A 14,198-nucleotide genomic window follows, 5' to 3' on the forward strand; every position below is an offset into this window, starting at 1 on the left:
ACGGTGGTGCCATGAGCGAGGACCTGCCCGACAGCTTCGACCCCCAGCAGCCCGACCTCCCGTCGCTCGGCGTCGACCCCGACCCCCTGCCGGACGACCACGAGGGACAGGCGCCGACCCGCGACGAGCAGCGCGACGACGACCCGGCGGGCGACGCGCGGGCCTGACCCGCCCGCGCGTCGACCGCCGCGCCCGGCCGCAGCCGTGCGTGAGCCGTCACGCCTGCGCGTGCCGTCACACCTGCCGAGCCGTCACACCTGCCCGGCGAGCGCGCGCTCCTTCAGGTGCCCGAACTCCTCCTGGCTAATGGCCCCCTGGTCGAGCAGCGACTTCGCGTCGGCGATCTCGCTGACCGGCGACCGGCCGGCCGTCTCCCGGATGTACTCGTCGGTCTGCCGCCGGGCCTTCACCATCGCCTCGGTGTGCCGCTCCGCCATGCCGCGTCCGCGTGCGATCACGTACACGAGCACCGACAGGTAGGGCAGCACCACCAGCGCGACGATCCACAGCGCCTTGACCCAGCCGCTCGTCCGGCGGTCGCGGAACAGGTCACCGCAGATCTGCCACAGCAGCATCAGGTAGGTCAGGAACACGAACCACCAGACCATCAACCAGAACCAGTCCCAGAACGAGTCCACGGCGCCACCTCCGTCAGCTGACGGCACCCGTGTGCCGACGGTTCCCACGGTCCTCGCCCACGAGCCGCGCACCTCACCCGGCAGGGGTGAGTCGCCGGTCGGAGCAGGGCGTTCACCCGGGACGGGTGAGGTCGCCGCACCCGCGCGGACGGACGTTGGAGGCACAGGACGGGCGGACGGGGCGCCTGCAGGTGCCCGCGCGAGGACGGGTGAGGACATGACGACCACGCAGGCGCCCGCACGGGAGTGGTACGCGGCCACGGTCGGCCAGGTGTGCGAGGCGTTCGCGGTGGACCCCGCGCGCGGCCTCAGCGCCGCGGAGGCGGCCGCGCGCCTGCAGACCTACGGGCCGAACGCGCTCGCGGCGGAGCGGCCGGAGCCGGCGTGGCGGGCGTTCCTGCGCCAGTACGCCGACCTCATGCAGCTGGTGCTCGTCGGTGCGGCGGTGGTCAGCGTCGTCGCGCTCCAGGACCTCTCCACCGGACTGGTCGTCCTCGGGCTGACGGTGCTGAACGCGCTCATGGGGCTGCACCAGGAGGGCAAGGCCGCCGAGAGCGTGGCGTCGCTGCGCAAGATGCTGGTGATGACCGCGCGCGTGCGGCGGGACGGCGAGCTCCTGCAGATCCCGGCGGAGCAGCTGGTGCCGGGCGACGTCGTCGGCTTCGAGGCGGGGGACAAGGTCCCCGCCGACGGCCGGCTGGTCCTGGCCGCGTCGCTGGAGATCGAGGAGGCCGGCCTCACGGGGGAGAGCACGCCGGTCCCGAAGTCCGTGGACCCCGTGGCGGGGGTGGACGTCCCGCTGGGCGACCGGGTCTGCGTGGCGTACATGAACTCGCAGGTGACGCGCGGGCGCGGGGAGATGGTCGTCACCGGGACCGGGATGGGCACCGAGGTCGGGCACATCTCGGGGATGCTCAGCGCCGTCGAGCAGGACGAGACGCCGCTGACCCGGCAGCTCGACCGGCTGACCGTGGTGATCACGCTGATGGCGGCCGTCGCGCTGGTCGCGATCGTGCTGCTCGGCCTGGCCCGCGGCGAGGACTTCGACACCCTGTTCCTGGTCGGGATCAGCCTGGCGATCGCGGCGATCCCGACCGGCCTGCCCGCCGTGGTCACGATGCTGCTGTCCCTCGGCACCCGCGACCTCGCGGGCGCCGGAGCGATCGTCAAGCGGCTGCGGTCCGTCGAGACGCTGGGGGCGACGTCGGCGATCTGCTCGGACAAGACCGGCACCCTCACGCTGAACCAGATGACGGCGCGCCGGCTGGTGCTCGCCGGCCGCCGGTTCGGCGTCGACGGCGAGGGGTACGCGACGACCGGGCGGATCCTCGCGACCGGCGGCGGGCCCGACGTGCGCCTGGAGCCGTTCCTGCTGCCGATGGCGCTCGCGAGCGACGCGGTGATCCGGGACGGCGCCTGCGTCGGCGACCCGACCGAGGGGGCCCTGGTGGTCCTGGCGGCGAAGGGCGGCATCGACGTCGAGGAGACCCGGCTCGCGTTCCCCCGGGTGGCGGAGGTGCCGTTCGACGCGACGTACAAGCTGATGGCCACGTTCCACCGGGTGGTGGTCGACGGACGCCCGGTGGTCCGGTGCTACGTCAAGGGCGCCCCGGACGTGCTGCTCGCGCGGTCGGTCCGGTACCGGGACGCGGACGGCGTGAACCGGCCGCTCGACGACGGGCGGCAGCGGGTCGTGGCGGAGAACGACGCGCTCGCCGGGGAGGGCATGCGGGTGCTGGCGCTGGCCGAGCGGGACCTCGAGCCCGCCGCGCTGGAGGGCGCCGACCTGCTCGACCTGGTGACGGGGCTGGACCTGCTGGCGCTGGTGGGCATCGTCGACCCGGCGCGCCGCGAGGCCGCCGCTGCGATCGCGGAGTGCCGCGCGGCGGGCATCCGCGTGCGGATGATCACGGGCGACCACGCCACGACGGCCGCGGCGATCGCCGCGCAGCTCGGCATCGAGGGGCGCGCGCTCACCGGCGCGGAGTTCGCCGCGATGCCCGACGACATGCTCGACCGGGAGGTCGACGGGATCGGCGTCGTCGCGCGGGTCGCCCCGGAGGACAAGGTGCGGCTGGTGGACGTGCTGAAGCGCCGCGGCGAGGTCGTGGCGATGACCGGCGACGGGGTGAACGACGCGCCGGCGCTCACCCGGGCCGACATCGGCGTCGCGATGGGGATCACGGGCACCGAGGTCACCAAGGACGCCGCCGAGATGATCCTCACGGACGACAACTTCGCCACGATCGTCACCGCGGTCGAGCGCGGCCGCGGGCTCTACGACAACCTGATGAAGTACGTCCGGTTCCAGATGGTCGTGCTGGTCGGGTTCATCCTCACGTTCGTCGGCGCCGGGATCTTCGCCGTCGCGGACGGCGTCCCGCTGTCACCCCTGCAGATCCTGTGGGTCAACTTCGCCATCGACGTCGTCCTCGCCGTGGGGCTCGGGTTCGACGCCCCGGCGGGCGACCTCATGCAGCGCCGGCCGCGTCCCCCCGACGCCCCGGTGCTCGGCCGCGCGCTCGGCGCCCGGCTGGCGCTCGACGGGCTGCTCATCGCCGTGGGGACCCTGCTCGTCGTCGCGTGGGCGGAGCCGCGGTACGGCCTGCTCACGGCGACCACGATGGGCCTGACGGCCGCCGCCCTCACGCACGTCGTCGCGGCGGCGGAGTGGCGCGATCTGCGCCGCAGCGTCATCAGCCACGAGACCGTCGCGAACGGCCGGTTCGTGACCCTCGTCCTGGTCGTGCTCGGGCTGACGGTGCTCGTGACGTCGCTGCCGATCCTGCAGCGGCTGTTCGGGACCACGGACCTCGATCCCGGCCAGTGGGGGGCGTGCCTGCTGGTCGCCGCCGGCTACCTGGTCGTCGCGGAGCTCACGCGGGCCGTCGTCCGCGCCGTGGGCCGGTCGGCGGACCGCACGCGCTGAGAGGCGCCGACAGCCGGCCGGTGGCACCACGCGCCGGCGGGCGCGTCCACCCGGCGCGTCCATCCCGGCCCGTCCCCGCGCACGAGAGAGGCCGCGCCCGTCCGGTACGACCCGGCACGGACGCGGCCCCTCGGGCACGCGGTCGTCAGGAGGCCAGCACGCGCGCCTTCTGCGCCTCGAACTCCGCCGGCGTCAGGACGCCCTGGTCGCGGAGCTCGGCGAGCTGCCGCAGCTGGTCCAGGCGCACGTCGACCGAGCCGCCCGGTGCGGCCGCGGGCGCGGGCGCGTAGCCGGCGGGTGCGTAGCCGGCCGGTGGCGCCTGCTGGGCGGCCTCCTGCTGCGCCCAGCGTCCCTGCTGGCGGCGCTGCACCCGGCCGGACACGGCCGAGGCGGTCCCCGCGACGACCGCGGTCCTCGCGACTCCTCGGAGCAGTCCAGGCATGTCGGTCCTCCTTCGTGTCGTACGTGCGTGGGTGGTGCCGACGGGCACCGGCGTCAGACGCTGTCCGCGGCGTCGAGCGCGGCGAGCAGCGCCTGCACCGGGATGCGCCCGCTCGCGACGAGCTGGCCCCCGCCGTGCCGCAGCGCGGTCGCGAAGGGCGCGGCCCAGGTGTTCTCGTAGATGAGGACACCCGCGGCGGAGCCGGGCGCCAGCGCGCCGGCCGCCTCGGCGAGGTCGTCGTCCCCGAGCAGGCCGGAGGAGGCGCCCTCGAGGATCGTCAGGTCGAAGTCGCCTGTCGCATCCAGGTCGCGCAGGTCCAGCCCCGCGACCGTCCCGTCCTCCGCCTTCGCCACGAACGCCAGGTCGAGCACGCGCACGATGCCGCGCTCCACCAGGTCCATCAGCAGCGGGAACGCGGTCCCGTCCAGGCGGTTCTCCGGGAACTCGATCACCACGTAGTCGACTGGCCCCATCTCCTGGATCTCGAGCTCTTCGCCCCTGGTTTCCACGGCTGCTCCCTCGCCGTCCTGGCGACCCGTGCGGGCCGGGGACGCGCACCGCGTCCCGAGATCCACGGTCCAGCCCGGCCAGCCCGCGGGGCATCACCCCCGCCGGGTACCCGGGGGCCTCGATCCCGGGCGAGGGCTGGGTATACGTTGCCCGCATGGGCTCCCCGGTGCGGGGCTCCGTCCGGGAACTGCGCGAGCCGCCTTCGGGAGGGGGAGGCTCGCGGCGCCCGGCCGGGACCACGGAGCAACGCCTCCTGAGACCCCCACCTGCGCGCACCGTGCAGCGGCCGGGCGTCGACCGCCTGCTCGACGGCGACCCCCAGGACCGGCTCACCGTCGTCGCGGCGGGTGCCGGCTGGGGCAAGTCCACCGCGGTCGCGTCCTGGGCGGCTGCGCAGCCCGGCCCGGTCGGCTGGATCGCGCTCGACCCGCGGGACACGGTGCCCCAGGCGCTCGCGAGCCGGGTGCTCGAGGCCCTGCGCAGCAGCGGTGCGGTCCCGGCCGACCACGACCTGGCCCGGCTGCGGGTGCCGCCGACCAGCACCCCGGGCTTCGTCGCCCGCTGGGTGCGCGGCCTGGTGTCGCTGCCCGAGCCGGCGACCCTCGTCCTGGACGACCTCGACGTGGTGCGCCACCGCAACGTCGTGCAGACGGTGCGGGACCTGCTCGCGGCGGACGTGCCGCTGCGCCTGGTGCTGCTGAGCCGCGCCGAGCCCTCGGTCGAGCGCCGGACCGCCACCCGGGTCGCCGCGGAGGACCTGGCGTTCACGGCGGCGGAGGTCCGCTCCCTGGCGGAGCTGGAGGGGATCGAGGTCTCGCCCCACGACGCCGGGCTGATACTCGAGCGCACCCGCGGCTGGCCGACCGGCGTCCGGATCGCCCTCAGCCGCCTGGCCCGCCTGCAGGCCGGCGACGTCGAGGCGGCGCTCGCGGACGCGCTCAACGACGACCGGGCGGTCGCCGACTACCTGGTCGACGAGGTCGTGGACCGCCAGGCGCCCGCGGTCCGGTCGTTCCTGCTGCGCTCCTCCGTCGTTCCGACGTTCACGCCCGAGCTCGCCCGCGCCCTGAGCCCGAGCGCCGCCCCCGCCCGGCTGCACGAGGCGCTGGCGGCCGCCCACGACTTCGTCGCCCCCGTGCAGGCCGACCGGGCCGCGCTGCGCTACCACCCGCTCCTGCGCGAGATCCTGCACACGACCCTGCGGGTCCGGGACCCCGCGGGGCACCAGGACGCGCACGCCTGCGCCGCCCGGTGGCTGCTGCGGCACGGGAGTCCCGTCGCCGCGCTGGACCACGCGACGGAGGCGGAGCACTGGGAGCTGCTCGGGCGGGTGCTGGCCGAGGCGGCGGCACCGCTCCTGGTCGGCCCCGGCCGCGAGGCGGTGCGCGAGGTGCTCGCGCAGCTGCCCTACGACGAGCTGCCGGCCGCCGAGTGGACCGAGCTGTGCGCGGCCGCGCTGGCGCTGGTGGACCGCGCCTACCCGGCGTGCCGGTCCCACGTGGCGCGCGCGCGGGCGGTGCGCGCCCGCGTCGACGACGTGCCCACGGCCGCCGACGTGCTGACGGACCTGTTCGACGCCGCGTCGGCGCGCGGGCTGGGGGACGTCACCGTGCAGGAGCGCGCGGCCACCTCGGCGCTCGACGCGTTGGCGCGGGTCGAGTGGCCCTTCCCGGCGTACGGCGGGTACCTGCGCAGCGCGCACGAGCTCCGTGGCTCCGCGCTGCTCTGGCACGGGGACGCGGCCGGCGCGCGCCGCGAGCTCGCCGCCTCCGTGGCGGAGGAGCCGGACGTCGTCGACTTCACGTCGCTCAGCGCGCGCGCCGCGCTCGCGCTCGCGCACGCGGCGCTCGGCGGTCTGGACGCGGCCGAGCGGGAGGCGCAGGCCGCGGTCGCGCTCGCCGCAGCCTCCGGCTGGACGTCCTACACCTACGTCCGTCCCGCGTACGCCGCGCTCGCCTGGGTCGCGCTCCTGCGCGGTCGGTGGGGGGACGCCGACCGCGCCGTCGCCTACGGGTTCGCGGCGTGCGACGCCGGGGCGGACCCCACGTCCCTCGCGGCGCTGCAGGCGCTCCAGGTGCTGACCGCGGTCTCCCGCGGGCGGGTGCGTGCGGCGCGTGCGGCGTCCGACGGCGGCCGCGGCACCGGGCCGGCGGCGCCCCTGGTGGCCGACCTGCGGCTGCGGGGCGAGGTCGAGGTGGAGGGCGTGACGGGGGAGGGCCCGGCCCAGGGCGCCGGGGTGGTGCGGATCTCGTCGCCGCTGGAGGCGCTGACCGCCGGGCGGCGCTCGCTCGCGCGGGCCGACCTCGGTGGCGCGCGCCGGCACGCGCGGGTCGCGGCCGGGTGGGCCGCCGACCTCGGGGACCCCCTCACCGAGACGGAGGCGTGCCTCCTGCTGGCCGAGGTGGCCGAGCAGCGGCACGCGGCGGGCCTCGCCGAGGACCTGGTGCGGCGGGCGATGTCCGTGGCGTCGCCCGAGCGGCTGCTCCGGCCGTTCCTCTGCGGCGCCGGGCCGGGCGCCCGCGCGGCCCTCGGCCGGGTGCTGCCCGGCCGCACGGACCCCCTGGCGCGGGATGTGGCCGGGCGCCTGTCCACCCCGGCGCCCGTGACGGAGCCGGAGCCGCTGCCCGCCGTGCTCACCGACCGGGAGCTCACCGTGCTCGCCGCCCTGCCCAGCATGGCGAGCAACACGGAGATCGCCGAGGACCTGGTGGTCTCGGTCAACACGGTCAAGGCGCACCTGAAGTCGCTGTACCGCAAGCTCGACGTCCCGACGCGGCGCGCCGCCGTGGCCCGGGGGCGCGAGCTCGGCCTGCTGCCCTGAGACCGGCGCGGGACGTCAGTGCAGCAGCGTGTACTTGAGCACCACCATGGCCACGCCCAGCAGCCCCGTCCCGGCGGCGGACAGCACCCGGGCGGCCCCGCTCATGCCCCCGGCCGTGCTCATCCGCCACCCGACGACGACCAGCAGCACCACGTTGGCGACCAGCGCGAGCCGCACGCCGAGGCCCGTCGAGACGCCCAGCGCCGCCTCCACCACCAGGATCGCCACGGGCACGAGGCAGGCGGCCACCAGCGGCAGGCCGTCCTGCAGCACCTCGCGGCGCTCGTGGGGGTGCAGCGGCCTGCCCTCGTGCGTGCGCAGCGCGATCCAGTGCGCGTAGGACTCCGCCGCCCAGTACACGAGCAGCGTCCCCGCGAGCACGACGGCGAGCCGGGCCAGCCCGAGGGCCTCCGGGGCTGCGGCCAGGACGGAGCCGGCCACGACGAGCCCGTACAGGTGCGAGGCGCGGCGGCGCACCGCCCGGGGCTGCGCCTGCCGCGCGGTGCCCGCCACGCGCCCCGCCGCTCAGCCGAACGTCTCGAGCAGCAGGTCGCGCTCCGCCTGGGTGAGGTTCGTCGACACGAGCCGGGAGCCGAGCCCGTGGAACCGCTCGCCGAGCCGGTCCATGTCGGCGTCCTGGGTCACCGTGAGCAGGAGGGACGTGCCCTCGGTGGTCTCGTCCTTGAGCCGGGTGAGGTCGTCCTCGTTGATCCCGACGCCCTCGACGGACTTCGCGAGCGCCCCGATCCCGGCACCCGCGGCCGCGCCGAGCAGCGGCGCGAAGAACAGCCCGCCGACGAGGAGGCCCCACAGGGCGCCCCAGCCCGCCTTGCGCTTGCCCTCGTCGTGCTGGTGGTGCAGCTCGGGACGCTTCTCGCCCACGGGCCAGGACACCACCGCTGAGTCGACGACCTTCACCAGGCCGTCGTCCTGGGCGGCGTGCAGGGCGCCGAGAGCCTTGTCCGCTCCCTCGGGGGTGTCGAACTTCCACGCGGTGAACGTCGTCATGGCCATCTCCTCGTTCGGTGCCGGCGGATGTCACTGTCCCGCCGGAGGCCCGGCGTCCGGCTCACCCGCGACGGGTGACCACGGACGCCGGGTCCTGCGGGCGTGCACGTGCTGGTCAGGCGGTCTCGCTGAACGCGTCGCGCAGTCGGGCCTCGTCCTCGTCGGACAGGTTCGTCTGGATCAGCTCGCCGTGGACGCCCTGCTCGCTCAGCGTGCCGAAGACCCTGTCGCCCACGGCGCCGCTGGACAGGAGGAAGAGCGCGGACGTGCCGGGGGTGACCTTGCTGCGGACGGAGGCGATGAAGTCGTCGTCGATGCCGACGTCGGCCAGCGCCCCGCCGAGCGCGCCCGCGGCCGCGCCGATCGCCGCGCCGAGCAGCGGGATGAAGAAGAGCAGGCCGAACAGCATGCCCCAGAAGGTGCCCCCGAGGGCCCCCGCGGCGGTGAGGCTGTTCGACTGCCGGGTCTTCGGCTTCTTCTTGCCGAGCTCCCACGACACGGTGGCCGCGTCGTGCACCTGGATGAGCTGCTGCTTCTGCAGGTCGAGCAGGGCGGCCTCCGCCCGCTCCGCCCCGTCGGGGGTCTCGAACTTCCACACGCTGAGAGTGGCCACCGTGGTCTCCTTGTCCGGATCGCGACTGACGCCACCAGCGTCGTCGCCCTCCGGCGTCCCCGCCTCACCCGTACCGGATGTCCCGGCACCCGCGTGGGCGCGCCCTCACCCGTCGGCGGCCAGCGCCCCCTGCAGCTGCGCCGTGCTCGCGTCGTCCCACCCGTCCGGGGCGGCCACGGACGCCCACGCCGCCGCGAGCTGCCCGTCGTAGTTGTGCCCGTGACCGTCGGGGACGGACTTCGCGTTGACGAGGTCGAACGTCAGCTGCCAGAACGACACGAACGGGTACCAGGTCATCGTCGGGCCGCTCCGGTCCGGCGCGGGCTCGGTGGACCAGTCCGGGCGCTCGAGGAGGAGCGCCGGCCCCCACCAGACGATCGGGTCGGACCGGTGCTGCAGGTACAGGACCCGCGGGTCCTCCCAGGGCGCGTCGGGCACGCCGACGTCGCCCGTCTCGTCCGCGAACCGCACCACGAGCCCGCTGGCGTAGACCGGCGCCGTCTCGGGCGTGCCCGGGTCCCGGCGCTCCACCAGCGCCCGCCAGACCTCGTTGGCGTGCGGGGGACCGACCCACAGCACGCCGTCGGTGCGCTCGCGGATGTCCGCCAGGGAGTCGTACACGCTCTCCGAGCCGAACGACCCGAGGCTCTCGCCGTACGCGAGCAGCCGTGGCCGGTCGCCGGCCGGGAGCGCGTCGAGCCGGGACTCGAGCGCCGTGAACAGCGCCTGCGCCTCGTCCTCGGCCCGCACGCGGTCGACCAGGAAGGAGAGCCAGCTCGGCAGGTAGGAGTACTGGGTGGCGACGGTCGCGGTGTCCCCGCCGTACATCAGCTCGAGCGGCTCGACGGCCGCCTCGTTCACCCAGCCGCTCCCGGTCGTCGTCACGACGAGCAGCACCTCGCGCTCGAAGGCACCGGTCCGCTCGAGCTCGGCGACGGCGACCTCGGCCCGGCCCGCGGGGTCCGCGGCGGTGTCCAGCCCGGCGTACACGCGGATCGGGTCCGCGACGGCGCCCGCGGGGGAGGCGGCGAGCGCCTCGGGCGACGGGCCCTGCGCCACGAACCGGCGGCCCTCGCGCCCGAGCGTGTCCCACGCGGCGAGGGAACCGGGCGACCCGGACCGGCCGGCGTCCTGCGGCTGCTCGACGCCGGGGTGGTCCTCCGTGTTCGCCGCGGCGAACACCTCGTCGACCACCGACAGCACCCGCGTCAGCACCACGTCGTTCAGCACGGTCAGCACGGCCAGCCCGACGAGGACCGCACCGACGACGCTCGCCACGACCCCGGGCAGCCGGAGCCGTCGCCGCAGGAACCCCGCGACGGCCCGGCTCACGAGGCGGATCCCGCGCGCCACGGCGATCAGGACCGCGGCGACGAGGACCAGCACGGGGGCCGCCCGCAGCCAGCCGGACGTCGTGGTGGCCGGCATGCCCATGGCGTCGGTGAGCTCCCGCTGCCACCGGGCCGCGACGGCGAGCACGATCAGCAGCGCCGCAGCCCCGGCGAGGCACAGGGCCGGCACGACCCACCGGCGCGCCTGCGGCGGGACGCGCGCGTCGACGCGGGCGACCAGCGCACGCCACCGTGACGACCGCCGCAGCAGCCACGCCAGGAGGACGCCGACGCCGTAGCCGATGGCGCCCGAGATGCCGGAGACCAGGCCCTGGAAGAGCCAGTCGCGCGGCAGCAGGGACGGCGTCATGGCGAGGACCGCGAACACCACGCCGACCACGAGGCCGCCGCCGTGCAGGGGCCGGGGCCGGAGACGTCTGCGCCGTGGACCCTCGTCTGCCGTCATCCCGCGGACGCTACCGGGTGTTCGACCGCCGCACGCCTGCGCGCCGGGGGAGTCACCCGCGGCGCATGAGGACTCCGGGAGCGCCGGGGCGGCACGCTGGCCGTAGGACGACGCGCACGCTCACGGGAGCAGCCATGCTGTACCACATCCGGGTCGTCGGACCGGAGCACGAGCTCGACGACCTGCGCGACTTCGCGGACATCGTCTCCGCCCCGACGCAGGACGGCGCGATCCTCTCGTGCCAGGTGCCGGACCACTCGGGGCTCACCGGTGTGGTGGCGCTGCTCGGGGACCTGGGCATCGACATCGCCGAGCTGCGCCGGGTGCCCGAGCTGCGCTGACCTTAGTCCTCGGGCCGCTCCGCCGTGACGGCCTCGTCGACGGTCCGGTACCGCTCCGGCGGCGGGCCGTCTCCGTCGGCGGCGACGGCCCGCAGCATGTCCCGGACCTGCCCCACGTCCTCGGCGACGACGAGCCGGGCGCCCGCGCGCCGCAGGTCCCGCCCCAGCAGCGCGAGCATCTCCGCCGCCGCGCTGTCCACGAACGGGACGGTCCGCGCGTCCAGGACGACGAGCCGCGGCTGCTGCTCGCGCGCGAGCGACCGGACGGCGGAGCGCACCGTGTCGGCGTTCGCGAAGAACAGGCCCGCGTCGACCCGCACGACGAGCACGCCCGGCACCGGTGCCCCCGGCGCGCGCCCGAGGGCGACCCGCCGCGCGACGTCCACCCAGGTGCCGTGCTCGTCCCGCACCAGCACGGCGACGTGCGGCCGCGACGCCCGCGCCAGCAGCAGGAACAGCGACAGCACCACGCCGACGACGAGGCCCGGCAGCGTGTCGAGGACCAGCACGCCGAGCAGCGCGGCCAGGGCGGCGTACGCGTCGTACCGCGCGGCGTTGCCGTACAGGCCGCGCCCCGTCGCCCCCGCCAGCGCCCACAGCCGGCGCAGTGCGGCCACGTCGACCAGCTCCACGACCGCCGCGATGACGACCGCCGCCAACGCAGCCTCGGGCAGCGGCTCGAACAACGGCGTGAGCAGCAGCAGGGTCGCGAGCGTGAGCGCCGCCGCGGTCATCCCGGACAGCTGGCTGCGCGCGCCGGCGCCGCCGTTGACGGCCGTCTTGGACAGGCTGCCGTTGACGACCATCCCCGACACCAGCCCCGAGCCCACGTTCGCCAGGCCCATGCCCAGCAGCTCGCGGTCCGGGTCGATGTCGTACCCGGCCCGGTCGGCGTAGGCCCGGGCCGCGCCGAGCGCCTCCGCGAAGCCGACGAGCACCACGCCCGCCGCCGGTCCGACGAGCTCGCCGTAGGTCGACAGGTCGAGGTCGGGCAGGCCCAGCGGCGGCAGCCCCGGCTCGATGGGTCCGACGACCTGCACGCCCGCGTCCTGCAGGCCGAGGGTCAGCACGGCGACGACCCCGAGGGCCACGACCACCAGGGCGCCCGGCACCCGGGGGGCGTAGCGGCGCAGCAGGAGCACGACCGCGAGGCACGCGGCGCCCAGCACCGTCGTGACGACGTCGAGGTCGGGCAGGCCGCGCACGACGGCGACGGACTTCTCCAGGAAGCTCCCCTCGCCCTTCTCGATCCCGAGCAGCGCGGGCACCTGGCCGACGATGATGGTCAGCGCCAGCCCGACGATGAAGCCCTTGAGCACCGGCGCGGAGATGAACGCGGCCAGGAACCCCGCCCGCAGCAGGGCCGCGAGCAGGCAGAGCAGGCCCGTGACGAGCGCGGTCGCGGAGGTCAGGGCGAGGTAGGCGGCGTCGTCCCCCGGACGGAAGGCCGCCACCACGCCGGCGGACAGCGCGGCCGTCGCGGACATGGGCCCGACCACCAGGTGCCGCGAGCTGCCGGCGGCCGCGTACAGCACGAGCGACGGCACGGCCGCGTACAGCCCCACCACGGGGTCCACCCCGGCGATCGTCGCGTAGGCCAGCGACTCGGGGACGAGCACCGCCCAGACCGTCAGCCCCGCGAGGAGGTCGCGGGAGAGCCACGCGCGGCGGTAGCCGGCGAGGGAGGGGAACACCCGGGGTCGCACCATGGAGGTCCCTTCAGGGCAGCGCGCGGAGCACGGGCGGGACCCACTCGCCGTGCACCGCGGCGGGCTCGGGGGCGTACAGGCGGGCGGTCACCCGGAACGCGCCCGGTGACGTGCGGACCCAGCGGGCGTGCCCGCCGGCGTCCGCGGGCGGGTGCGGCTGGAGGGCGAACGTCGTCGGCCCGGGCGGGTGCGCGCCCTGCTGGTCCGGCGGGTCCGATCCGCCGCCCACCCACCCGTGCGGCCCCGGCCCGAGCGGCGCACCGGACGGTTCGGCGTGCACGGCCAGCGACCACCCGAGGCGCGCCGGTGGCGGTCGCCGGAAGGTCAGGGAGTACGGCCGGTCCCCGTGGAGCGGCTCGCCGTCGAGGTCGCGCCAGCGCACCGTCAGCGTCTCCTGCGGGCTCGGCGCGTGCAGCTCACGAGCGGCGGAGACCGCGCGGCCGAGGCGGGCGCCGTCCGTGCCGTCGGTGTCGTCGGCGACGCACGCCGTCGTGTGCGGGCTGGGCTGCCGGGCGAGCGCGTCCTGGAGGACCGCGGCGCCCAGTGCCACGCCCCGGGCCACGAGGGCGTGCTCGGCCCGGGAGCCGGGGACGGTGCTGCCGCGGGGCGCGCCCAGCCGTGCGGCGCGGGCGAGGAGCTCCCGGTCCGCGCGGCCCGGGTCGCCGCCCAGGCCGGTCGCGAACGCCAGGTAGTCCAGGAACCCCGTGCCGCGCGCGCGGTCCTCGTCCCACGGCAGCCAGGCGGGCGGGGGGACGGGGCGCGGCGGAGCGCCCCCGGTGAGCTCGTGCAGCGGGGCCAGCCGCAGGGCGCCCCGCAGCGCCTCCGCCCCCGTCGCCCCGCCGGGGCCGGGCACCGCGACCCGGCCGAGCAGCCGCACGATGTCGGATCGGGTGTGCAGCGCGCCCGTCAGCCCCGGCGGCAGGGTCCCGCTCCACCGCGGTCCGACCACGGCCCACGTGGCGGCGTGCTGCCCGGTGCGCACGACCCCGAGCCGCCCGACCTCGCGCGCGAACAGGTCCGTCAGCTCGACGCCTACGTACCGGCCCTCGGGGACCGCGGGGTGGCTCAGGACCACGGGCTCGGCGCGCAGGTCCAGCCACGCCTCGCAGAGGAGCACCCCGGGGTCGGCCCAGGGGGGCGCACCGCCGCGGGCCGACGGCGACGGCGTGTGCGTCAGCGCGCCGAGCGGGCGGGAGCCCGCCACCACCTGCTCGTGCAGCAGCGCGTACGTCATCAGCACCGGCCACGCGAGCACGTAGGCGTCCGCGACCGTCCTGACCGTGTCCGCGTCCGCGTCGGCCCGGCCAGGGCCGGACGGGCGTGCGCCCATGCTCCCCACCCCTCCCGGTCACGGGACCCCGGCCCGCGTCACCCCAGCAGACCCGACGCG

The 14,198-nt window shown here is 76.4% G+C and carries 13 protein-coding genes; 4 read left to right on the forward strand and 9 right to left on the reverse strand.

From position 1 onward, the window contains the following. Nucleotides 1-11: 11 nt before the first annotated feature. Nucleotides 12-167 (forward strand): chromosome partitioning protein, encoded by a 156-nt coding sequence (locus KJP73_RS04695; protein ID WP_213281634.1) that lies wholly within the window; start codon nt 12-14, stop codon nt 165-167. 84 nt (nt 168-251) lie between these two features. On the opposite strand, the gene KJP73_RS04700 is transcribed toward KJP73_RS04695, so the two are convergent. After that, nucleotides 252-638 (reverse strand): SHOCT domain-containing protein, encoded by a 387-nt coding sequence (locus KJP73_RS04700; RefSeq protein ID WP_249669103.1) that lies wholly within the window; start codon nt 636-638, stop codon nt 252-254. Nucleotides 639-855: 217 nt separating this feature from the next. Here KJP73_RS04700 and KJP73_RS04705 point away from each other — a divergent pair, with 217 nt between their 5' ends. Continuing rightward, nucleotides 856-3,567, forward strand: a complete 2,712-nt coding sequence (locus KJP73_RS04705) for a cation-translocating P-type ATPase (protein WP_213281635.1) — start codon at nt 856-858, stop codon at nt 3,565-3,567. A 145-nt stretch (nt 3,568-3,712) separates the two neighbouring features. Here KJP73_RS04705 and KJP73_RS04710 read toward each other — a convergent pair whose 3' ends face one another. Beyond that, complete coding sequence (locus KJP73_RS04710; protein WP_213281636.1) at nt 3,713-4,009, reverse strand: SHOCT domain-containing protein; 297 nt, start codon at nt 4,007-4,009, stop codon at nt 3,713-3,715. A gap of 53 nt (nt 4,010-4,062) precedes the next feature. Then, nucleotides 4,063-4,518 carry a DUF6325 family protein gene (locus tag KJP73_RS04715; RefSeq protein WP_249669104.1) on the reverse strand — a complete coding sequence of 152 codons (456 nt, stop codon included), beginning with the start codon at nt 4,516-4,518 and terminating at the stop codon, nt 4,063-4,065. 278 nt (nt 4,519-4,796) lie between these two features. Between KJP73_RS04715 and KJP73_RS04720 the strand changes: the two genes are divergently transcribed. Further along, nucleotides 4,797-7,340 carry a LuxR C-terminal-related transcriptional regulator gene (locus KJP73_RS04720; protein WP_213281637.1) on the forward strand — a complete coding sequence of 848 codons (2,544 nt, stop codon included), beginning with the start codon at nt 4,797-4,799 and terminating at the stop codon, nt 7,338-7,340. A 15-nt stretch (nt 7,341-7,355) separates the two neighbouring features. Here the strand turns inward: KJP73_RS04720 and KJP73_RS04725 are convergent, their stop codons facing one another. The 4 genes from KJP73_RS04725 to KJP73_RS04740 all read right to left on the reverse strand — a co-directional run bounded on the left by KJP73_RS04725 (nt 7,356) and on the right by KJP73_RS04740 (nt 10,758). Next, complete coding sequence (locus KJP73_RS04725; RefSeq protein ID WP_213281638.1) at nt 7,356-7,853, reverse strand: hypothetical protein; 498 nt, start codon at nt 7,851-7,853, stop codon at nt 7,356-7,358. Nucleotides 7,854-7,865: 12 nt separating this feature from the next. Continuing rightward, nucleotides 7,866-8,348 (reverse strand): DUF1269 domain-containing protein, encoded by a 483-nt coding sequence (locus KJP73_RS04730; RefSeq protein WP_213281639.1) that lies wholly within the window; start codon nt 8,346-8,348, stop codon nt 7,866-7,868. 115 nt (nt 8,349-8,463) lie between these two features. Then, nucleotides 8,464-8,961 (reverse strand): DUF1269 domain-containing protein, encoded by a 498-nt coding sequence (locus tag KJP73_RS04735; RefSeq protein ID WP_213281640.1) that lies wholly within the window; start codon nt 8,959-8,961, stop codon nt 8,464-8,466. 105 nt (nt 8,962-9,066) lie between these two features. After that, nucleotides 9,067-10,758 carry an alpha/beta hydrolase gene (locus tag KJP73_RS04740; RefSeq protein ID WP_213281641.1) on the reverse strand — a complete coding sequence of 564 codons (1,692 nt, stop codon included), beginning with the start codon at nt 10,756-10,758 and terminating at the stop codon, nt 9,067-9,069. 134 nt (nt 10,759-10,892) lie between these two features. Between KJP73_RS04740 and KJP73_RS04745 the strand changes: the two genes are divergently transcribed. Continuing rightward, nucleotides 10,893-11,099, forward strand: a complete 207-nt coding sequence (locus KJP73_RS04745) for a hypothetical protein (protein WP_213281642.1) — start codon at nt 10,893-10,895, stop codon at nt 11,097-11,099. A gap of 2 nt (nt 11,100-11,101) precedes the next feature. Here KJP73_RS04745 and KJP73_RS04750 read toward each other — a convergent pair whose 3' ends face one another. Further along, complete coding sequence (locus KJP73_RS04750; RefSeq protein WP_213281643.1) at nt 11,102-12,808, reverse strand: SulP family inorganic anion transporter; 1,707 nt, start codon at nt 12,806-12,808, stop codon at nt 11,102-11,104. Nucleotides 12,809-12,818: 10 nt separating this feature from the next. Beyond that, a complete protein-coding gene (locus tag KJP73_RS04755; RefSeq protein ID WP_213281644.1) occupies nt 12,819-14,138 on the reverse strand; it encodes a DUF1254 domain-containing protein in 1,320 nt (439 codons plus the stop codon). Between the last annotated feature and the right edge of the window lie 60 nt (nt 14,139-14,198).

This window comes from Cellulomonas hominis, assembly GCF_901521055.1.
GTDB lineage: Bacteria > Actinomycetota > Actinomycetes > Actinomycetales > Cellulomonadaceae > Cellulomonas > Cellulomonas endometrii.